22 protein-coding genes are annotated in these 20,288 nt (G+C 35.4%); 15 read left to right on the top strand and 7 right to left on the bottom strand.

Going from position 1 to position 20,288, the window contains the following annotated elements:
* The first annotated feature begins 144 nt into the window (after positions 1 to 144).
* The 11 genes from G587_RS0114720 to G587_RS0114665 all read left to right on the top strand — a co-directional run bounded on the left by G587_RS0114720 (position 145) and on the right by G587_RS0114665 (position 14,727).
* Positions 145 to 3,252 carry a DUF6240 domain-containing protein gene (locus G587_RS0114720; protein WP_026492891.1) on the top strand — a complete coding sequence of 1,036 codons (3,108 nt, stop codon included), beginning with the start codon at positions 145 to 147 and terminating at the stop codon, positions 3,250 to 3,252.
* Positions 3,253 to 3,276: 24 nt separating this feature from the next.
* Positions 3,277 to 4,746: a flagellin N-terminal helical domain-containing protein gene (locus G587_RS24645; protein ID WP_051201064.1), complete on the top strand. Its 1,470-nt coding sequence runs from the start codon at positions 3,277 to 3,279 to the stop codon at positions 4,744 to 4,746.
* Positions 4,747 to 4,772: 26 nt separating this feature from the next.
* Positions 4,773 to 5,249 (top strand): flagellar export chaperone FliS, encoded by a 477-nt coding sequence (locus G587_RS0114710; RefSeq protein WP_026492890.1) that lies wholly within the window; start codon positions 4,773 to 4,775, stop codon positions 5,247 to 5,249.
* 358 nt (positions 5,250 to 5,607) lie between these two features.
* Positions 5,608 to 6,039 carry a prepilin peptidase gene (locus tag G587_RS0114705; RefSeq protein ID WP_026492889.1) on the top strand — a complete coding sequence of 144 codons (432 nt, stop codon included), beginning with the start codon at positions 5,608 to 5,610 and terminating at the stop codon, positions 6,037 to 6,039.
* 18 nt (positions 6,040 to 6,057) lie between these two features.
* Positions 6,058 to 7,011 carry a hypothetical protein gene (locus G587_RS0114700; protein WP_026492888.1) on the top strand — a complete coding sequence of 318 codons (954 nt, stop codon included), beginning with the start codon at positions 6,058 to 6,060 and terminating at the stop codon, positions 7,009 to 7,011.
* Positions 7,008 to 7,700 (top strand): ATPase, T2SS/T4P/T4SS family, encoded by a 693-nt coding sequence (locus G587_RS22960; protein ID WP_035786904.1) that lies wholly within the window; start codon positions 7,008 to 7,010, stop codon positions 7,698 to 7,700. The genes G587_RS0114700 and G587_RS22960 overlap by 4 nt, the downstream gene beginning before the upstream one ends.
* Before the next feature lie 88 nt (positions 7,701 to 7,788).
* On the top strand, positions 7,789 to 9,156 hold the full coding sequence (locus G587_RS0114690) for a tyrosine-type recombinase/integrase (protein WP_026492887.1): 1,368 nt from the start codon (positions 7,789 to 7,791) through the stop codon (positions 9,154 to 9,156).
* Positions 9,156 to 11,447, top strand: a complete 2,292-nt coding sequence (locus G587_RS0114685) for a tyrosine-type recombinase/integrase (RefSeq protein WP_026492886.1) — start codon at positions 9,156 to 9,158, stop codon at positions 11,445 to 11,447. Before G587_RS0114690 ends, G587_RS0114685 begins: the two co-directional genes overlap by 1 nt.
* A complete protein-coding gene (locus tag G587_RS0114680) occupies positions 11,425 to 13,311 on the top strand; it encodes a tyrosine-type recombinase/integrase (protein ID WP_026492885.1) in 1,887 nt (628 codons plus the stop codon). The genes G587_RS0114685 and G587_RS0114680 overlap by 23 nt, the downstream gene beginning before the upstream one ends.
* Positions 13,299 to 13,787: a hypothetical protein gene (locus tag G587_RS0114675; protein WP_026492884.1), complete on the top strand. Its 489-nt coding sequence runs from the start codon at positions 13,299 to 13,301 to the stop codon at positions 13,785 to 13,787. Before G587_RS0114680 ends, G587_RS0114675 begins: the two co-directional genes overlap by 13 nt.
* 709 nt (positions 13,788 to 14,496) lie before the next feature.
* The gene (locus tag G587_RS0114665; RefSeq protein WP_026492882.1) at positions 14,497 to 14,727 is read left to right on the top strand and encodes a hypothetical protein; all 231 of its coding nucleotides are present in this window, start codon (positions 14,497 to 14,499) and stop codon (positions 14,725 to 14,727) included.
* Positions 14,728 to 14,811: 84 nt separating this feature from the next.
* Here G587_RS0114665 and G587_RS25910 read toward each other — a convergent pair whose 3' ends face one another.
* From G587_RS25910 to G587_RS0114635, 6 genes are all read right to left on the bottom strand, one after another.
* Positions 14,812 to 15,120, bottom strand: a complete 309-nt coding sequence (locus tag G587_RS25910; RefSeq protein ID WP_196812587.1) for a dual specificity protein phosphatase family protein — start codon at positions 15,118 to 15,120, stop codon at positions 14,812 to 14,814.
* 187 nt (positions 15,121 to 15,307) lie between these two features.
* Positions 15,308 to 15,925: a hypothetical protein gene (locus G587_RS22955; protein WP_196812586.1), complete on the bottom strand. Its 618-nt coding sequence runs from the start codon at positions 15,923 to 15,925 to the stop codon at positions 15,308 to 15,310.
* Positions 15,885 to 16,421, bottom strand: coding sequence for a hypothetical protein (locus tag G587_RS0114650; RefSeq protein WP_026492880.1), 537 nt, complete (start codon positions 16,419 to 16,421; stop codon positions 15,885 to 15,887). The genes G587_RS22955 and G587_RS0114650 overlap by 41 nt, the downstream gene beginning before the upstream one ends.
* Positions 16,422 to 16,615: 194 nt before the next feature.
* The gene (locus tag G587_RS0114645) at positions 16,616 to 17,224 is read right to left on the bottom strand and encodes a recombinase family protein (protein WP_026492879.1); all 609 of its coding nucleotides are present in this window, start codon (positions 17,222 to 17,224) and stop codon (positions 16,616 to 16,618) included.
* Between the two features lie 62 nt (positions 17,225 to 17,286).
* On the bottom strand, positions 17,287 to 17,790 hold the full coding sequence (locus G587_RS25905) for a hypothetical protein (protein WP_196812585.1): 504 nt from the start codon (positions 17,788 to 17,790) through the stop codon (positions 17,287 to 17,289).
* Positions 17,783 to 17,992 (bottom strand): helix-turn-helix domain-containing protein, encoded by a 210-nt coding sequence (locus tag G587_RS0114635; protein WP_035786892.1) that lies wholly within the window; start codon positions 17,990 to 17,992, stop codon positions 17,783 to 17,785. The genes G587_RS25905 and G587_RS0114635 overlap by 8 nt, the downstream gene beginning before the upstream one ends.
* A 146-nt stretch (positions 17,993 to 18,138) precedes the next feature.
* Here G587_RS0114635 and G587_RS0114630 point away from each other — a divergent pair, with 146 nt between their 5' ends.
* Positions 18,139 to 18,342: a helix-turn-helix domain-containing protein gene (locus G587_RS0114630; RefSeq protein WP_026492877.1), complete on the top strand. Its 204-nt coding sequence runs from the start codon at positions 18,139 to 18,141 to the stop codon at positions 18,340 to 18,342.
* 33 nt (positions 18,343 to 18,375) lie between these two features.
* Here G587_RS0114630 and G587_RS0114625 read toward each other — a convergent pair whose 3' ends face one another.
* Entirely contained in the window at positions 18,376 to 18,924 is a 549-nt protein-coding gene (locus G587_RS0114625; protein ID WP_026492876.1) for a hypothetical protein, read from the bottom strand.
* Positions 18,925 to 19,089: 165 nt separating this feature from the next.
* On the opposite strand from G587_RS0114625, the gene G587_RS0114620 reads away from it, so the two are divergent.
* From G587_RS0114620 to G587_RS0114610, 3 genes are read left to right on the top strand one after another with little or no spacing between them, the layout of a single operon-like run.
* Positions 19,090 to 19,371: a hypothetical protein gene (locus tag G587_RS0114620; RefSeq protein ID WP_026492875.1), complete on the top strand. Its 282-nt coding sequence runs from the start codon at positions 19,090 to 19,092 to the stop codon at positions 19,369 to 19,371.
* The gene (locus tag G587_RS25545) at positions 19,368 to 19,526 is read left to right on the top strand and encodes a hypothetical protein (RefSeq protein ID WP_155829565.1); all 159 of its coding nucleotides are present in this window, start codon (positions 19,368 to 19,370) and stop codon (positions 19,524 to 19,526) included. Before G587_RS0114620 ends, G587_RS25545 begins: the two co-directional genes overlap by 4 nt.
* Positions 19,527 to 19,584: 58 nt before the next feature.
* Complete coding sequence (locus G587_RS0114610) at positions 19,585 to 20,121, top strand: Uma2 family endonuclease (protein ID WP_026492874.1); 537 nt, start codon at positions 19,585 to 19,587, stop codon at positions 20,119 to 20,121.
* The last annotated feature ends 167 nt before the right edge of the window (positions 20,122 to 20,288 follow it).

Raw genomic sequence — 20,288 nt, 5'->3', positions numbered from 1 at the left:
TTTGTTGCACAAGACCGGCAAGCGAATGGATGCTTGCATACAAATTCATTTGCCGGTTGTAAGAACATGGAGCACGAAGTGCGGAATGTTCGTGTGCGAAATCGAGTAGGAGTCAGCCTACTCGATCAAGATTCGGAGAGACATATGAACGTGAACTTTCAGACTATAAACGGAATGGAATCCGATTTAGAAAAAGCCAGAAAGGGCATGGATGCAGGACAAATACATACTTCGGGGAATATTAAGGGCATGACATTAAAGAGTGCAGTTGCAGTCAGCTTTAATGATGGCCTTAATAATCAGGCATATTCAGAACCCGGTAAAACGAAGAGTGATGTAATGGCAGAGGCTCAGAATACAAACGCTGAGATCCGCCATAATTATATGTCGCTTATGGCCAACAATATGTCGCCTGATGATTTTGCCAGAGCATCCCAGGATGGATTTAATTTTTCAGAGATGGATCCGGACGAAACCGTGACAATCCTCGACAAGATTAAGGCTACACTTGCGATGTCCGGAACTGAGGTAATCGGCTACACAGATGATATTTCTATGGACAAGCTGGCAGAGATAACAGGCAGCAGAGGGCTTGCAGGTGATATCATCTCTTCTTTTTATGAAAATGATATTCCGCTTACAGATGAAAACATAAGCGAAGTGATGACCGCCATAGAAAAAATGGAAGGCATTACTGAGATTAGTGACGGCGCAGTTAAATACATGACACTTAATGATCTGCAGCCAACAATCGAAAATATATACATGGCAGAGCATGCTACAAACGGCCAGGACAGAAAGGGCGGAGCATTTATAGCCCTTGAAGCAGGTGGATACTATGCCAAGAAAGCTAGTGACCTTGACTGGGAATCAGTTAAGGATCAGGCTGCAAGAATTATCGAGGAAGCAGGCTTTGAACCCTCCGATAAAGAAGTCCTTGATAATGCCAGATGGATGATAGAGGATTCCATCCCGCTTACAAAGGAAAAACTGCAGAAGGTAAGTGAGATAAAGAATCTTACTTTTCCTATGGATGAAAAAGAAATTGTAAAGTCAGCTGCAACCTCTATCGCAAATAAAAATTCAGGGGCAGCAGGCCTTACCCAGAATCAGGAAAACCACATGGATAAGGCAATTGAAATCGTGGAAAAGGTGGATGCGATAAGCACAAAATCCATAGACCGCGTAGTTGCAGAATCCAAGCCTGTTACCATTGAAAATTTGTATAAAGAACAGGAAACCATAGATTCAGAAAAGAGTTCTTCTGACCAGAAAGAGAATGAGAAAACCATAATTCCTCTTGATATAAATCAGGAAAAGGAAGCTCTGCTTGCAAGAAAGCAGCTTGAGGAAATAAGGCTTTCAATGACAGTAACAGCTAACCTGAGGCTTTTAGATAAGGGCTTTAAGCTTGAAATCAAGCCAATAAGTGATGTTCTTGAGGCTCTTAACAACGAGATAGAGGCTTTAAACAAAAATCTGTTTAACGAGGAAGGAACCGAAAAATACCTTCTTTTTGAAGACACAACCAGAAAAGTAGATGAGTTAAAGACCTTCCCTGTAGCCTTCATCGGACAGCTTGGAGGTATCCGATCTGCTAATCTTGAGAACATTTACGAAACCGGAAATAACATAAAGCAGAGATACGAAAAGGCCGGTGCAACATACGAAGCAGTGGGAACAGAGGTAAGAGCTGACCTTGGTGACAACATTAAAAATGCCTTTCGTAATATTGATGAGCTTATTAAAAATGCTGGGCTTGAAGTTAACGAACAAAATAAAAGAGCTGCAAGAATTCTCGGCTACAACCGAATGGAAATATCTGAAGAGAATATCGAAAGAGTAAGAACTGTAGATGAAAAGCTCATGAATGTAGTTAATAAATTAAAGCCAAGTGCAGTTCTTAATATGATAAGGGATGGACACAATCCTCTGAAGATGACACTTGAAGAGCTTGGAAGCGAACTTTCAAGGCAGGACAAGGATTCATCAAAGCAGGAGGAAAAGTATTCCAAATTCCTTTATAAACTTGAGAAAAATGCCGAAATATCTCCTGAGGAGAAGGCATCATACATAGGAATATACAGACTTTTCCATACTCTTAAGGCTACTGACAATGCTGCTATAGGAACGGTTTTAGAGACCGGAGCAGAGATGACAATAGAGAATCTCCTTGCAGCAACAAGAACAGCAAAAAAAAGTAAGAAGGGCATGGATTACAAGGTTGATGATGATTTTGGAGGGTTAGAAGCAGCTACCTCTTCAAAGCCTTCAATCTCATCACAGATAGAAACAGCCTTTGTTTATTACAGTGAGAAAGCTGACATTGTCTATGACAACCTAGAACCTGATAAGCTCCATACAGCCAAGGCAAAGGAAGATATGCTTCTTGATGAACTTGCAACAAGGCTCGAGGAAGCAAAGGAATCAGAGGACAGCCTTAAGGCAGAGATGGATTACCTTAATGAAAGAGCAGAAAGCATCAGAAAAGTAGCGCAGTCCCATATTTCTGGAGAAGCATCTGAGGAACTTATTAAGTACGGCATAGAAGCAAACATAGAAAACGTGCAGGCATACTTAAACCTCAAGGCCGGAAGAAAGGGCAGGGAAGAATCTGTATGGGATCATGCTGAAAAGATAGCAAAGCTGGCATTTAAGGAAACCCGTCAGAAGATGCTAGAAGACCTTATAGAGGAAGAGGATTACCAGGAAGCTTACGAGGAAAAGATTACTGATCTTGCAATGCAGCTTGATGAGATGCTTTCCTACGAAGCGGATACATATATTGATGTCAGATCAATTCATCTTATGCAGAAGCAGCTTTCGGTGGCAGCAGGTCTTGCTAAAGAAAACAATTTTGAGATACCTGTGGAAATCGATGGCAGAATCGTTTCAATGCATGTGACATTAAGAGACGGCTCACAAGAGGGAAAAAAGGTTGAAGCAGAGCTGGAGACAGAGGACTATGGACATATTTCCATGGCTATGACAATAGATAATGGAAGGCTGAAGGGAGCCTTTGCAGCAACCTATCCAAGCTCAGGGACACTTGCAGATTATATGACAGAAGTAAGAGAAAGATTTATAGCAGGAATAAGGGAAAATGAACCTTCCCTTGAAGTAGACTCTAAAGATATAGGAATTTTTTACCGCAGGCAGGAAGCCGGAACAGCGGTAGCAGGATCGGAAAGTGGAGTTTTCGATAATCGCACATTGCTAAGGATGGCAGAACTTTTTGTACACGCAGTATAGGCATAAAAAGGATCGGAGGTCATCATGCAGATCAATTACAACATTTCAGCAATGATAGCGAACAATGCACTTGTTGCAAACGACAACAAACTTTCAGAATCAATACAGAGACTCTCCAGCGGTCTCAAAATAGCAAATGCTAAGGATAACCCCTCAGGACTGGCAATATCCAGAAGAATGCATGCGCAGATCAGAAGTCTTGAGACAGCAAGCGGTAACTCAGGAGATGCTATCTCAGTAATCCAGACCGCTGACGGAACACTGACAGAGGTTCATGATATTTTGCAGAGAATGAGCGAAGTAGCAATTCAGGCTGCAAACGGAACTAACAGTGAGACCGATCTTCGAATTATCCAGGATGAAGTAGCACAGCTTAAAGAGGAAATCACAAGAATATCAGAGGCAACCCAGTTTAATGGACAGACTCTTCTGGACGGTTCCTTTGATTATAGAGGCTATGCCACAATCGATGATGTAACAGAGCCCAATGTCACAGTAAACAGCTATAGTGACGTTATCGATAGCGGAAAGTATTACATAGAAGGCCTTTACTGTGAATATAACGAGAGCACCGGTGAGGTTACCCTTGTAGATGATAAGGGATATAAAGCTGATTCTGTAAAGGTTGATGTCACCAGAATAACAATGGCCCAGGGCAGAGAAAAAGAAGTTAACTACATGTACCAGGCAAACGTCAGCGTTGACGGAGACATTATCAAGCTGTCCACAAGAGATGGAAAAGAGATAGAAATAAAAGCCAACAAGAATCTCGAAGGAGAGAGAATAGACATGGAGCTCACCAGAAAGGGTGCCATGACTATGCAGGTTGGTGCTAACGAAGGACAGACCCTTGATATCAGAATACCCAAGATTACTCTTACAAATCTTGGTATTGCATATACCGATGTCAGCAGAACCTACACAGATGATCTGATCGATGCAGTTGAGTTTATAAATAATTGTGATTACCTTACAGCTGTAGAAAAAGAGGCCATTATAAACACAACATATTACAACGCCGTAGATGAGCGCCTGGATTATACAAGGGGACAGGATGGAGAAGTCCTACATTTCATCAATGTTGAAGAAGCAAGAACAATAGCAGAAGCCAGAAGAAGATGCGACAATGGTGAAATAACAGAAGAGGATTACAACAAAATATTAGAAAACGTAGAAGCTGCATCAGATGAGCGCATAAAAGCAGCACCTCATACAGGTGCCGATCAGGCAATAGAGGATATCGGGAATGCCCTTCAGAAGATTTCTGATATTCGAAGCAGACTTGGTGCATATCAGAACAGACTTGATCATACAGTCAGCAATATCGATGTCACAAATGAAAACATGACAGCAGCATATTCCAGAATAATGGATGTGGATATGGCTGAGGAAATGACAGTTTACTCAACTCAGCAGGTACTGTCACAGGCAGGAACCAGCATGCTTGCACAGGCAAACGAAAGACCTCAGCAGGTTTTACAGCTCCTTCAGTAATTATTTTGGAATTGAGGTAATCTGATATGACACAGGAAAAAATACAGGTTTATACAAGAAGAATCACAATGGCAAATAAAACCCAGATGATCACAATCCTCTATGAGATGGTTCTTGATTATCTCGCTGAGGCAAAGGATGCACTGGAATTAGACGACAAGAAGGGCTTTTCGGAAGGATTATCAAAAGCGATGAACTGTATCGATGAGCTGATACATTCCCTAAATCTTAATTATGAACTGGGGAAAAACCTTCTTGCTCTATATCTTTTTGAAAAGAGACAGATCCTTATAGCGACAGCAAAAAACAGTGATGAGGAACTGGATCATGTAAACAAAACCTTCGAAGCTCTTCACTCAGCCTATGTTCAACTTGAAAAGATGAATAATGATGAGGCCCTTATGACAAATGTACCAAAGGTATACGCAGGTTTAACTTACGGAAAGGGCAATTTAAAGGAGAGCTTTGCTGACAATGTTATGTCTAGAGGATATATGGCTTAAAAATTTAAAAAAAACTTAATATTTACAATTTGGGAATTTTTCCTACTATATATTAATAAAACAGCCGAACAGGTAACTTTTTAGTGATCTGTTCGGCTTATTTATTGGCCGTACATATAAAAATAAGAATTCCTTAAGAAAAAAATCGAAACAAAAAAACACGGCATTTAGTGGGGTTGTGCATTCAAAAAGCTTTTGATAATATCGTCACCGTTGTCCAAGAAAAATTGGAAATGGATAGGCAACATCAGTTTTAAAAACTAAATATGCCGGTGTAGGCATTCTGTCCCCTGATCATTCTCTAGTGCATTCGCATAAGCACCGGCATATTTACAAATCTCTATGAAAGGAAAAAACAATGACACTTTCGGTTTTATATTGCCTGACTGCAGGGTCAGCAATTACAGATATATTGAAAAACAAAATTTTTAATGCCTGGCTCCTTATCGGAGCTCTGGCAGGAGTGATGATGAGCTTCCTGGATAAGGAAATGAACATCTCCATTAAAGAGATGGGAATAAAAATGCTGATAACCTTTTTAATACTTATTCCGGTTTACATGGTGAAGGGCATCGGCGCAGGTGATCTTAAACTACTTACTGTTATATCACTGTTCCTCCCTATGGGTGAGCTTATCTGCTGCATGATAATGTCCTTTGTTATCGGAGCTTTGATCGGAATAATAAAGATCATTGTTAAAGGTAAAATGCGACAAACAATCCACTTTGCGGTTCCGGTACTTATTGCAGTACTTCTGGTGACCGGAGAAAACGCACTGGTATGTATGTGATTTACGAGGAAATGAATTATGAATAAGAACATCTTAATAATATGCGACAGCGATAAGAACTATTTGAAAAAGCTTGATGGTTACATAAGAGATAACCTCAGCATCTCATTTGAGATATATGGGATCACGGATACGGACAGACTTTCAGGCTTTATAGAAAAGGGAAAGAACATTTTACTTCTGATATCTCAGTCACTATATGAAAGGTCAGCTATAAATGGCTTTGAACATGTACTGGTTTTAAGAGAAAAAGAAAAATGTCTTTCAGAGGATGAGCCAACCTACGGTAATCAAAATGCTGATATCAGATATACAGATAAATATCAAAAGAGCGAAAAGATTACGGATACAATTCTTAGCATGTGTCTCGATATTCCGGGCCTTATAGTTAAGGGGAAGGACACCTTATCTGAAGACAGAATGAAGGTGACAGGGTTTTATACGCCTGTACTTAATAATAATCAGACAAAGGAAGCGATTTCCTATGCAAAGGAACTGTCAAAAAATAAGAAAACCATCTATATAAATACGGACTGTCTTTGTACCAATGAAACTATACGAAACGAAGCTTATGAAGAAACTCTGATAGACCTTATGTACTTTGCGGAATGTGCAGGTGATAAATTCGGCATTTATTTAGAGAGAATACTTAAGCATGACAATGAGATGGATTTTATTCCTGCTTCCAATTCTGCCTGTCAGAGCAGAATGATCACTGCAAAGGAATATGAAAAACTTATCGGAATGATAGGTAGCACCGGAAAATACGAGAATCTGATCCTGGATATTTCCGAGGGAGTAAGAGATCTTTTCGGAATGATCCATCTGTGTGATGAGCTTTATATGCTTTGGGATGATGATTACTTTGCAACTATGAGAAGCAATTTGTTTTTGGAAGAACTTAAAAATGATGACAGCTTTGATATGAAGAAGCTCCACAGGATAAGCAGGAGCGGAGGAAGCGTGCTTTGAAACATGAAGATCTGAAAATAAAAATAAGAGAAAACATTCTTGAGAGCATGGATTTTACCAGAGATGTTGATGACGAAGAGATGCTTGAAAGAATAGACAGAGGAATACTAACAGAGTGTAAGAACATAAAGCTCTCTCTTGATGAGAAGGTTAGACTAAGGCAGGAGCTTTTCTTTTCGATAAGAAAGCTTGATGTCTTACAGCTCCTGGTGGATGATCCGGAGATCACGGAGATCATGGTAAACGGAACCGACCACATCTTTGTTGAAAAAAATGGCAGACTTTTCAGACATGAAATGAGATTTGAATCCGTCGCTAAGCTCGAGGATGTCATTCAGCAGATAGTAAGCAAATGTAACAGAGTAGTAAATGAAGCGTCTCCTATAGTTGATGCCCGTCTTGAAAACGGATCCCGAGTGAATGCGGTGCTTCCTCCGGTCGCACTGAACGGACCGATACTGACTATACGAAGGTTTCCGGATAATCCCATTACCATCGATAAGCTTATCAGCATTGGTTCAATTGAAAAGGATCTTGCAGAATACTTACAGACACTGGTAAAGGCTGGTTATAACATTTTTATATCCGGCGGAACGGGTTCCAAAGGTTATCAATTTTTTGATAATTGTATAAATGGCCGCAAAGATATTGAATATCTGGATATCAAACGGAAATATTTATCAATATAAGTTTATACAGAGATTAATTGACTTGGATAATAATAGATAATAGAATCATATTATCAATTAAAACAAAATTGTCTAAGAGGGGGCTTGCATGATTATAATTACAGAGAAAAAATACAAACAAGGAACAATTTATAATGTTGTAAAAAAAATAGACAAAAAAGAGGTTATCGAAAAGAACGTTCAGACTAGAGTAAAAAAGGTTACTCTTGAAGATGAACCAATATATATGTTTTATGATTCAGAAATGAGACCAATTGAAGATGCAATCAGATTCATTAATTTCAATAAGTCAATGCGATTTGGAGTGAATTATAAGTTACAAATTATAAGCGCTTTGAAATTTCTGTATGATTTTTTGGAGATATTTGAAATTGATATTATGGATATCGATCATACTTATGCAAATTATATGATTGATTTTTTATTAGGTATATCCAGAAAAGGCTTAAATTATAGTCTGTCATTGTGCACTTATAGGACGAATAATACAATCAACCTCTATTTGAATGCATATAGACTATATGTTAAGCATTTGGGCATAAAAGAGCACATATTTTTGAAATATAAAATATGGCAAGATTACGATTGGGATGGTAACACATATCATAATAGAAAAAAATATGATGTATCCTTGATAATCGGAAATAAAAACCATGAAACACCTAAATATATTTCTCGAGATGATTATAAAAACATCATAAAGACAATTGGAACAAATGAAGAAAAAAAAGCGGAGCGTATAATTTGCAGGCTTATGTTTGAACATGGCTTAAGGATAGGAGAAGTGTTAGGACTTACTTTAGAAGATGTTATTATTAAAAAAAACGCTGAGGGTTTAAATATATACTATCTACTATTAAGGAATAGAGTTAGTGATTCTAGTTGGCAATCAGCTAAAGGTGTCCTCAATGTCAATTCGAAAGATGATTATAATAGACCAGACTATAGAAAAGAAAAACTAGGATATCAAAAAGTAATGATATCTGAAAACTTGGCCAAAGAAATAATAGAATATATCAATATATTTCATGTTGGAAACAAGAAATACATGGAACGGAGAGAAAAATTTGCTAGGGCAGATAGTGTTCCTTTAGGAAATAGAGAAATAGAAGAAAACTATTATTTATTTTTAAATAGTATAGGAAGGCCATTATCTCAGGATGTGTGGAATAAAAGACTGAGAAAAATATATGAAAAATGTGGAATACCAGTGGATAAAGGTACCAAGAAAAATAATTTGAATCATCGGTTTAGGCATGGTTTTGGAATGGAGCTCAGTAGGAATAGCGATGTATTGAATGAGATGGATGTAAAGGATTTTATGCGCCATCATTCTCTAGAATCAACAGCAATATACCATAATCCAACGGAAGACGATACTCGTCAATTACACGAATTAATATTTAAAGAATTCGAAGATGATATTTTCAAATTTGAAGATATGGAAGGATTTTGATGAAGACAGTAAGGAACACAAAACAATATGTAAGTTTTAAGGAAGCGTTCTCAGGAGAGAGGTTTAGCTGTACCAAAACCAAAGATTTTATCAAAAGCATTTATGGGGAATTCGAGAAAAAATATGGAGGTAAATATAATGGTAGAGAGAGTGCTATAAGGAAACAGCTAATATTATTTGTAAACTCTTTAAATAATGATTTTAATAAAAATGATGTTGATAAAGAGAGAATGATGTCATGGGGAAAGAGCATGACAGGGGCAGGTTCATATATTGCGTGGAGAATTATTTTTTATATCGTTTTAAAACATAATTTTTATAGTAAAACATTAAAAAATGAAATGGAGCATATAAAAGATGATTATATTGATTTTTATCATAGAGCCCCGTCTTCCAGATCGCTGTTTAAGCATACAATAGAGAGAAATAAGAGCTTATGTCATTTCAGAATAGTTCCAAAGTGGTATAAGAATAATCCTGGTGATATAGAATACACCGAATTAGAATTCGATACTGATAACACATATATACAAGATTTAATTGTGAATTTTTATAGAGAAAAATGTAGAAAAGATGATTGTTATAATATAACTCCAATGATAAGACATTTTGCTGAGAGCCTTAATTGGAAAGAAATAAAAGATATATACGATTTCGATGTTGATACATTAAAACTGCAATGTCTGTTTTATAGAGAATATAGTGAGTATTCCAATTTTATTAAGCTTTTTTATTTATATATAGATGAACTGCAAGGAGAAAGATCGGTTTTTAATGAGATAAATGGTCTATCAAGACTATATATTGGAAGTCAAAGGTTTACTGATAATTTTCTAGAAGGGTATTTCTTTTGTTATTTAAATCCAGTAGATGAGATGCCCAAATGTGACAAATGGATTGTGGCGCCTAATGGTCTAGAAGAAAAGAATTCTATCACTAAATCATATGAGTTACAAAAAATAGACTTTTCTTCTATTAAGGATCCTATTCTAAAAGAAGCACTAAAGGAATGGTTTTGGCGCGTTAACGGCAACACAGTTTTACATGGAAGACAAAAAAAGACCAGATATATTATGGACTTTTTAAATTATAGAGAAGAGGTACGATCATTACATTTAGCAGAATTTGTTGCAGCAAGAAGTAATAAAAAGGATATCCAAGAGGAAATATTAGCGGAAGAGGTGATAGGCTACAAAATGCTATGGGAAAGTAAGTTGACACCGAGGGCATTAGATCAAAGGTTAGCACCGCTAAAACCTTTTTTTAGATATCTTGAAACAGAGGGGCTTTATCAGGTTGAACCTGCGACATACAGGTTTTTTTCATATTCTGAGCCAAAGAAAAATGATTCTCAGCCGGTACCGAAGGAAGAATTGCAGTTACTATATAAAAAAATGGAGGAGTATGCCAGACTCAGTAACAATAATAAACTGTATTTTATAATTTTTAGTCTATCGTGTATCACAAGACTTCGTATTAACACAATTAGGGATTTAGATGTTGACTGTATACAAGAAAATGGGCGACCAGGCCTTTATTCTGTAAGAGTAAAAGAGAAAACATCACATGGGGATAAAAGAAATATAGAGATTGATCAAAAGACATATAGATTAATTAAAATGGCAGAGGATGTGACTTCTCAAACGCGAAAAGAAGCACCTGAATCGCTAAAGCACTATTTGTTTTTAGTCCACAACAGTAGACATACATATAATGTAGTGTCTGAGGATGGATATAGAAAACATCTTAAAAAAGTCTGTAAAGAAGCTGGTATAAGCAACTATTCTTCACGAAACTTTAGAGATACATATATGACCACTGTGATCAATGAGGCAATCAAAAATAATGTAAATCCATTATTTTTAAAGGAGCAAACAGGCCACAAAAAAATAACTACAACATTAAACTATTATTACGAAGTTGATTTAAAAGATTATATAGAGGCAACGTATAAAGTAGAAATTGGTGCAGTTCCTATAAGAGGAACTATATCTTCGAAAATATGTGATTTTTCAGATGAAGATATAGTAAATGACCGTTGTGGTGTTTGCAGAAACAAAGAATGTGATGTCGAAGGAACAGCAGATTGCCTTATGTGCGAGGGTTTTTTCACTTCGCCTGAATTTATTGGAGCATTTGAAGAAGCAATTAATAACGTATCCCAAAAAATAGAGAGTGCAACCTCTGAACATGATAAAGAGCATTTGTATTTAATAAAAAAGCTATATGTGACCTATTTAAGTAAAATATACGAGGTAATGACAGACAATGGCGATCAGCAATGTAATTGAAATCAATGAAGTAAAGCTAATATCTACAAAAGAGGTAAAAGAATTACTAGAAAAGAAGCAAATATCTAATACTGCATTAGAGGCATTTAAAAGAATCAATAAACTTCCGTTTGCAAATGTAGAAATATATTATACAGACGATATATGGGATTTTAGTCCTATGATAAAAAATCTGCCTATTAGAAAGCATGAAATGAGATTCAAGTTTAATCCCAATAGTGTTTTTCTGGATTATTATAAGCAGTTTGTTCTGGATGCAATTATTATGGGTAGGAGTAAAATTAGAACTATTCATAAACAATACAAACAAATCATAAAAGTAATTGAGGAATTTGCAGAAGATGGATTTATCGAAATATCAGAAGTTCCATTATGTGAGTATAAAGATGTATTTGACAGATTGTATAGAAATTTTGCAACGGTAACTGTTTTCCATTGGAGGAATGATGTTAAACAGTTTATCAATTTCTATAATACCAATATCAGAAAAATAGATACAGAAGTCCTTGCGTTTTTATCTCAAAGAAATAAGGCGGAGATACAAATGGCAAGGGATTCTAACAAGGTACCAGAAGTTGATCCCAATTATTTACCAATACTAATAAATGGTTATCAAACAATAATGAGGGATTGCTCAAATGATGTATCTGAACGAGTAGTTGCAGCCTGTGCTCTTATTTATTCGCAGGTAGGAATGAGATTATCTGAGCTGGCGACGTTAAAAGTAGATGGGCTAAAAAAAATAAAGTCAGAATTCTCTAATATGGAAATGCCTTATATAGAGTTTTTATCGTTTAAAACTGCCTATAAAGATGATGGGGCATTTATGGCGTATGCAGCATTAAATAATATAGCATATGAGGCACTTAAGGTGCTTTTAGAACTGTGTGAAAAACCGAGGAACAATATAAAATCTGATGCATTGATTGTATTTCCGGGGCAACGGGTGAATTTTTTCAGCGAGGCCGTTTATTATAAGAATTTGATTAGAATGACAACAAAGAATCGTGAATTATTAAAGGCAGTTAATGCACGGGAGAAATATGGTGAATTATCGGTTATAAAGAAAGAGCGTTTCTCTCGTGCAGACTATTTTTCATATTCGGGGTACAAGAAATTACGGATTGAAGAATTAGCAGATGAAGACGAGATCTGTTACCCAACAATAACTCAGTTTAGAGTGAGCGTCTGTACAAATATGTATAGACAACGAGTTCCATTAACTTATATACGTAGGCATATGACACATCTATCATTAGAGATGACAGCGTATTATGTAAGAACTGATAGAAATGTTGAAAGAGAATACTCAGATGTAATATATAGGGAGGTTTTTGAAAATGGTGCAAAACTGATGGGGGCAAATGCCGATGAATTTATAGATAGAGTAAAGAAATACATTAGTAAAAACAATTTGAACATTAAAAAGAACATTGATGAGGTAGTTAAAATGGCCTCCGAGAGATTTCCGTTGCGCAGTAAAAGAGGCGGTATGTGTATAAGATGTGGTGAAGTGTTTCCGTGTCCATCTAATGATAATACAGATGCACTATATTGTGCATATGGCATGTGTCCCAACAATTGCCACATGTATTTTATGGCAGATATTTCATACACAGATTTTCTATCAACAAAAGCTGCCTTTGAGCACAATTCAAAAAATGGCTTTAAGAAAGCTGCACAAAAAGAAGAGAAAAAGCTTAGACATATTGTAAAATACACATTATTGCCCGAGCTAATAGAAGTAAGAAGAGAAGTTGCTAAACAGGGGAGAAGTGAAGTTTGGGAAAGGCATAAAAACTTAAGAGAGATAATTAGTAATTATGAAGCAATATATTCGGAGGCAGAAAAATGGATAAGCTAGAAGAGGAAATAAAGGGCAGACTCATAGATTTTCACATATTGGATAATGAAAAAGAAATGTCAGCTCTTTCACCACTTATACTTCAGCATCTAAGAAAAATACAGTCAGTGATAAATCGCTTCGAGAGCGAAAGACTAGCAGCAGAGGACAGGATGAAAGGGACAAAGCTTTCAGCTAATAAGATTGCATCAGAGGCGCAAATTGCAAGGCAGACGCTATACAATAATGAAATATTGAAAGAATATGTGGAGCAGTCAATATTAAAACAGAAAGCAAATGATCCATCTCAAATAATAAAAGAGTTAAGGCAAGAGATTAAAGAACGGGAAGAAATTATTAGTAAGTTAGTCGCCAGAGATGCACAAGAGTTTATGTATAAAGCAAAAATTAAAGAGTTAGAATCAATAGTTGTAGGACACGAAAAACAGATAGAAGCTCTGAAAAATAAGATAGAGATACTAAAAGTGAATAAGTAGCGATAAAGTATTTTGTTTAATGAATTTGATGAATTGGAAGCACACTATAGCTAGTGCTCAGTAAGATGAATTAAAGTGTCTGAGTTGTAGTAAGACCTTACAATTATCAAAGAAACATCTAAAAGGAATCGTGAAGCTATAGCGATTTCTTTTTTATTGGTCATAATTTATGATTATTGAATGACATTCAATAATAGAGAAATATGAATACGTTGGTATGGTCAAAAAATATGGTCATAAATTGAATGACCAAAATACAATAGTTATGACTAGAATCATTAAATCCAAATTAAATGATAGGCATATAATGGATTGCCATCAGTGATCTAAAACCGCCTTTAAGACATTTTATGTAATATTTTACAGGAAGTATTTTTTGAAAATGAGGCAAATGTTTACAGAAAAAGATCTTCAAAGTCTAAGATATTTTGAAGTCATGTCGTTGTCTGAGACGATAGAACTGTTATCACGAAATACTCTTCACTGCTGGAAGATATATGTGAAAGGAAATATTTACGAGTTATATCATAAGCATAGTATCTTTGATGACTATCACCATCAAACTGACTTCGGGAGTCTTTTTGACTGTATTCTTGACATTGTATTACATGACGAATATCAGTTGAATGGAAGGTGCACTCCAAAGAACAATACACAGTCCTATTTTGATGAGCTTTTAGATAAATTTAAATAAAAAAGGAGAAAATAAATGAATATAATAGATGACATAGATGATATTGAACAGAAAGTGAGCACAGTAATATGCAGAGCGAGGGTGCTTAACTGGATTTCGTCATACCTTATAGGTGACATAGAAGAAGGAGGCTTTGAGAAAAAAGAAATAATAGATGTAATCTGGCTCTTATCAGAAGGGTACAGTCAAATTCATGATGAACTAAAAGATATTGATAAAGGACTGATGGACCTCTCTACACAATGAACGAGAGTTATTGGCAAACAATTGTATTTTATGAATGACACAAGAAGAAATGCATAAATTTGCCATTGCTTACTATGGCTGGGATCAAATATACCCAAATCCTTTCAATGTGCGTAGATAACATGTCATGTTTGGATGCTTATTTCTGTTATTGAATATTGGATCATCAAAACCTTCTTTTACTCTCATGATGGCTGCAGCAACTCCGGCACTTCTTGATATGCCACCATCGCAATGAATAATTATCAAATCAGCTTCAGCGTAAAAACTATTAACGAATTCCGCTATCTTTTCGCCATCTTCGTAAGTCATACAAAACTCAGGCATTTGCTCAAGCTCCACATCATCAAAGGACAATGAAAGAATATGCTTTACATTGTTTTGATTATTCATAGGCAATGATGGGAGTACACTATCCCACGATGATCTAATCGATATAATTATAGAGGAACGATCATGTTTTTGTTGACAAAATCTCTCACATGAGTGCCTACTCATGACTTTATATTTGTTTTTTTTGCTTAGATCTAATAATATTAGCATATTTGCTTCCAATGTCAACGAGATAGATACCTTGCTTTTAGTCACCATCCCAGATACCATCAGGCCTTAACTTTGCAAATGCCATGAGTTGATACAAGGGGTTAATAGCATTAGCCGCTGTAGAAGTCCAATAATCATCATTTGCCCCCTCATTAACTAGTTTGACTATTTTTTCAGTTTTATAGTCTGTATCACCCAAGGATTCTAAAAGAGATATTCCATCTATAATGTTCCCATGTAAATCTTTGAAAACTGTTTCTGTTTTCTTTGTTATTATCCATTTTCCATTTTGCTTATACTTTGATTCAATTCGGTCAGCTAGATCCGGTATCATCTGGATAGACTCAGCCCCAGTTTTTCCATAAATGCCCCTGATTCCAAGGTTGGAGTGTTTATCTCTGTGGCTATTACCATAAAAACGTTCATCTCCAGATGCTGCTTCATAATAGTAGTGGCTATAGTTATATGTGATATTTAGCCATGCATCAGTTATAGCTGCAGGAGTAAATAGATCATTTTTTTCATCATAATCTACGCAATAGGTTCCGCCTGTTATCATATGTTTTACTGGTAATTGTATTGTTTCTCCTGTTACCTTATCTTTTAAATAAATATCATAGCTCACAGTGATTTCCTTTCTGGCTCCGATTTTCATGGTAATGCTTAAGAGGAGTTTTTTTCTTTTTGGAAATATTGAGTGATGAAAGGTTTTTGAGTGAAAGAGTATTCATACTAGGACGCATTTCGATGTTTATAATTCTTACTAGGGCTTTACCGGAATTGGTGTTGGCTGAACATATTAAACCTGGGCATACAGGTATATGATGAGTTTTCCAGTTATATACTTTAGTACCGAATTTGAGATTCTTTTTAAGATGTTGAGCGGAGACTATTTTTACTAGAGATTCATCAGGTTCTTGGATAATGCAATTGATTTTCTGAATTTTATTTTCTAAAGCTATGAGATATGTACAGTATCCATCGATTATTATATTGTTCGAATCTATGACTAGGGGATTAATTTTTGATAAAGTAGATATGTTCTTATTCGTAGAAAAATAGGCTTGGCAATAAAAACTATATTTGGATATGGATGGCCTAGTCATATAACCTGTATCCAGATCTTTTAATGCAATCTTTTTCTTGACCATTATTAACCTCCTAATAGTAAAAACAATTGATGATTTATAAAACATCGAATTCATATATTGGAAAGAATATTTGAAAAAACAAAAAAGTAAAGAGCACATGATAATGAAGATTAGTAGTTTGTGTATTGTTATGATATTGCTATTCCAGTAGTTCATTAAGTTCTCCTTGAGTGAGAGCAGTTGGACTTATTCGGTTAGAGACATATAACATTACTTTCCGGTTTATCAGATTGTAAATCTTCAGTTTTTCTCTTTGCTCTTGAAAGGGTACTTACACTTATTCCTGTCATTAATGACACTTGGTTATAAGAATGATTTTTTAGCAACTCTAAAGCGAGAGTGATTTGTTGAGGATTATATTTTTTGGGACGCCCCTCCTTATAACCTGGCTTTAACCGAGCAATTGCCCGTCCCTCCTGAGTGCGTTCAATTATCAGATCTCTTTCGAATTGAGCGAATGATAGAAGAAGATTTCGTACTAAAACACTCATGGAGGAATTATCGAGAACACCAAGGTTTAATACATGTACAATAATACCTTCATCTATTAAATTGGTTATGGTTTCAGTTGCTTGGGAAACTGTTCTTGCAAATCTATCCATTTTTGTAACAATAATGGTATCGCCTTTATTGGCAGAATCAATAAGTTTTGATAGTTCAGGTCTATCTATTTTTGATCCTGTATAAGTCTCAATACAAACTTTTTCAGCTCCAGCCTTCTTGACTGCTTCTAATTGAGCCTCCAAACTATTGCCATCAGTTTTTTGATTTTTAGAGCTTACTCGTATGTATCCATATTTCATATGCAATCCTCATTTTTCAAAAAAGAGAGGCAAAAAAGGCCTCTCTTATATTTTATAGCTAATTATAGTGGAGCATATGTTAAAGAAAGATCTGGATATGAATCCATACCTCCAGGTTTCTCAGCATTTACATCATCTACAGGAATTCCATCTCCTATTATTTCAAGTCTGCCTTCGTCAAACCATTCCGAGTGGCGGGCAATATTTTTTTTCTTGGATTTTGGTGTAAGACAATACATGTCAGAACCATATAGATATGTTGTTCTTCCGGTGCAGATTCCTTTGAATCCAGTTATTTTATCCTGGCATAGCTTTCCGAAGAACTTTTTTTGGTTACACATGTCATCCATGTTGGGATCGATTTCAACTATGCTTTCAAGAACCTCTAAGGACTGTTCATTAAATACTCGTGGCAGGGTTTTATATTCTCTGCTGTCATCGGCTATTTGTCTTAAAGCATATTTGTCGCATCCAAAAAGCCATATAACACGTTCAGTACAGACCCCTACAAATCCTGTAAGTCTATCGCGACATTTTTTTCCAAATAATTCATTTTGCCTACTCATCTTCTTCCCCTCCGTTAGAGATGGTCAATAGCACCTCTAGATCAACGTTAAAATAGTTAGCGAGCTTTATAAAAAAAGATAAGTTTTCTGTCTCACCTTTTTCATATCTCTGGAGAGTGCGCATAGATATACCTAGGTCATCAGCACATTTCTGTTGCGATATTCCGCGGCTCTGTCGCAATTCTTTTATCTGATTTTCCATAGTATTCTCCTCCATAAATTATTGTAATACCGATAAAAAGTTATTTGTAGCGACAATAATGTCGCCAATTAATGAGTATAGCCGAATATTCGGCAATAGCAAATTAAAAAATGCCATACTAATCTATTTCTTAGAGGAGATGTGGCGTGATTACATTTGACCCCTTTTGGGAAACTATCAAAGAAAAGAATATTTCACAGTATAGACTGATAAAAGAATATGGATTTAGCACCGGGACATTAGATGCGTTGAGAAAGAATGAAAGTGTTACATTAAAGACAATCAATGATATTTGCAATAAAATAGATTGCGATATTCCTGATGTAATAAGATATATCCCAGATATATGAGCAAAAGCGAATATATTCTGGGATATTTTTTGACTATTCATTTTTTGAAGAAAGAGATTGAGAATTCATTTTCATTGCACCACGTATTAAGAAGTATAAGCACGAGAACCAGATGTCTTTGTCATCATAATCATTAAGCATTACATCAAATACCCCATAAATAGTGCTAATTAAGCATGGTGCAGATATAAGCATAAAGTATGCACCGCCTGTCCGAGTGTAGCCGGCCAATTCATCAATTAGTGCACGTAAAACTGGTGTTTGTATCTCGAGATATACGGAAAATATAGGCTTTAGAAGGTTTTCTTCATCATTATTTGCGTTGCTGGTTTGATCAAAATTTTCTCTAGAATAACCGGAATCATGAATATTAATCAGTTCTTTTATTATTTTAATACATGTAGAAATTATATTTTTCATTTCATTGTCTGTATAAGCACAAGCAAATCGGTTATCTTGTAGTACAACTTCATAGTACATACCATTTTCAAGTTCCTCTTTTCCGAAATCGGATTTTATGCGTTCTAACAATTCTTCATCGCAATTTTCGTTTAAAAGAGCAAATTCTGAAATAGCAAGCATCAGAGACCTCCATAAGAGAATGATATTTGTAAGATAATTATATTGTTCAAAAAGAGTATCTTATATAGACAAAATTGTCATAAAGAGTAACCTTGAAAGGGGTAAGGAAATGAACCATAATCTAAAAAAAGTATATTAAGCTTTGATTAAAAGATAGGAATAATCATGGATAATAATGAGAAAGATATTATTTTTTGCATTGTAAAGAAGATGATTGATGAAATAGATGCTTGTCTTTTGTTAAAAGCAGGTGCGCCAATAGATGAATATGATAGTGAAAGCAGGGAAATTTGCGAAAAGATAAATGCTTCAAGCAGTGTTGAAGAGATAGAAAAAGTGATTGCTGATGTTTGGAATCGTGAGTTTGGAGGTCATACGCGAGTATATAGCTATAAAGAATGTTCAGAAAAAATTTATTCTGAAATAAAAAGGAGGAGCACAAAATGAACATTTTAAATGATGAAGGGCTCGAATTCATATACTATTATAGAGGTCTAGATGAAGAAGACAAGAAATTCATGCTATGGGCTATAATACATCGTGAAGAATATAAGACATTAAGTTTAAAAGAAATGTATGATATTCGAATAACTGACAAATAATTATTATGCTTGCGGTTGACCACAATGGTGAAGTATTACGAAGGTAATCAGATTGCTTATGGACATTTCAAAAAAGTATTCAGTAAAAGACATAGAATGCTATGAAGAGAATATAGAACTCATTAAAGGAAAGATATTCATTAAAGAGAATGATAGTTGTGAGAGCAATATTGTTATTAATGAAATCGTTTATGCTTTGAAAGCTTATATTAAAACAAATGGAATTCCATGGCGAGTTTTTTCTAAAAGTGTTGCCCTTTATGTAAATGAACTCTGTAATGATGATAGCCTTTTATTTCTTCCTGATGTTATGTTGATTGATGATGAAAAATATGTTGATACTGAAGGAATCCATGGTGTTCCACTTTTTGTTGCTGAAATAGCGACGGATAGTAGTAGAGAAAATGATTATACAATCAAATTAGAAACGTATAAAAAAATAGGAGTTCAAGAATATTGGATTGTGGATATGCAGAACATGGTTATAAATAGGTATTTGGCGTCAGAGGACTATATTCCACAATCATACAGTCAAACTATTAATATAGCAGTGTGTGAAGACCTGATGATAAACCCATTTGAACAAATAACATGAGCTCATTGATAAAAGCGTGATTAAAATGATGTCTTCGGGACGAATAATCAGATCTGTAAATGCTGATTATATGAAGTATTTACATGAATCGTAAGTAGATAATAAGTTTTGTTAGATAAAGATGAAGTTGAAAATGCGGTTTAAAGGTGAATAATCACATTTTTGAT

This window comes from Butyrivibrio sp. XPD2002 (genome assembly GCF_000423945.1).
Lineage (GTDB): Bacteria > Bacillota > Clostridia > Lachnospirales > Lachnospiraceae > Butyrivibrio.
The sequence above is the reverse complement of the archived record's forward strand: the minus strand, read 5'-3'. Positions and strand labels throughout refer to the sequence as shown.

Bases quoted from the DNA above. Each gene is read 5' to 3' on its own strand.
- G587_RS25910 (WP_196812587.1), bottom strand. From the start codon at position 15,120: ATGAATAATCAAAACAATGTAAAGCATATTCTTTCATTGTCCTTTGAT.
- G587_RS0114620 (WP_026492875.1), top strand. From the start codon at position 19,090: ATGGATAATAATGAGAAAGATATTATTTTTTGCATTGTAAAGAAGATG.
- G587_RS0114645 (WP_026492879.1), bottom strand. From the start codon at position 17,224: ATGAAATATGGATACATACGAGTAAGCTCTAAAAATCAAAAAACTGAT.
- G587_RS0114650 (WP_026492880.1), bottom strand. From the start codon at position 16,421: ATGGTCAAGAAAAAGATTGCATTAAAAGATCTGGATACAGGTTATATG.
- G587_RS0114675 (WP_026492884.1), top strand. From the start codon at position 13,299: ATGGATAAGCTAGAAGAGGAAATAAAGGGCAGACTCATAGATTTTCAC.
- G587_RS0114685 (WP_026492886.1), top strand. From the start codon at position 9,156: ATGAAGACAGTAAGGAACACAAAACAATATGTAAGTTTTAAGGAAGCG.
- G587_RS25905 (WP_196812585.1), bottom strand. From the start codon at position 17,790: ATGAGTAGGCAAAATGAATTATTTGGAAAAAAATGTCGCGATAGACTT.
- G587_RS0114610 (WP_026492874.1), top strand. From the start codon at position 19,585: ATGGACATTTCAAAAAAGTATTCAGTAAAAGACATAGAATGCTATGAA.
- G587_RS24645 (WP_051201064.1), top strand. From the start codon at position 3,277: ATGCAGATCAATTACAACATTTCAGCAATGATAGCGAACAATGCACTT.
- G587_RS22955 (WP_196812586.1), bottom strand. From the start codon at position 15,925: ATGAAAATCGGAGCCAGAAAGGAAATCACTGTGAGCTATGATATTTAT.
- G587_RS0114680 (WP_026492885.1), top strand. From the start codon at position 11,425: ATGGCGATCAGCAATGTAATTGAAATCAATGAAGTAAAGCTAATATCT.
- G587_RS0114690 (WP_026492887.1), top strand. From the start codon at position 7,789: ATGATTATAATTACAGAGAAAAAATACAAACAAGGAACAATTTATAAT.
- G587_RS25545 (WP_155829565.1), top strand. From the start codon at position 19,368: ATGAACATTTTAAATGATGAAGGGCTCGAATTCATATACTATTATAGA.
- G587_RS0114625 (WP_026492876.1), bottom strand. From the start codon at position 18,924: ATGCTTGCTATTTCAGAATTTGCTCTTTTAAACGAAAATTGCGATGAA.
- G587_RS0114635 (WP_035786892.1), bottom strand. From the start codon at position 17,992: ATGGAAAATCAGATAAAAGAATTGCGACAGAGCCGCGGAATATCGCAA.
- G587_RS0114720 (WP_026492891.1), top strand. From the start codon at position 145: ATGAACGTGAACTTTCAGACTATAAACGGAATGGAATCCGATTTAGAA.
- G587_RS0114700 (WP_026492888.1), top strand. From the start codon at position 6,058: ATGAATAAGAACATCTTAATAATATGCGACAGCGATAAGAACTATTTG.
- G587_RS0114665 (WP_026492882.1), top strand. From the start codon at position 14,497: ATGAATATAATAGATGACATAGATGATATTGAACAGAAAGTGAGCACA.
- G587_RS0114710 (WP_026492890.1), top strand. From the start codon at position 4,773: ATGACACAGGAAAAAATACAGGTTTATACAAGAAGAATCACAATGGCA.
- G587_RS0114705 (WP_026492889.1), top strand. From the start codon at position 5,608: ATGACACTTTCGGTTTTATATTGCCTGACTGCAGGGTCAGCAATTACA.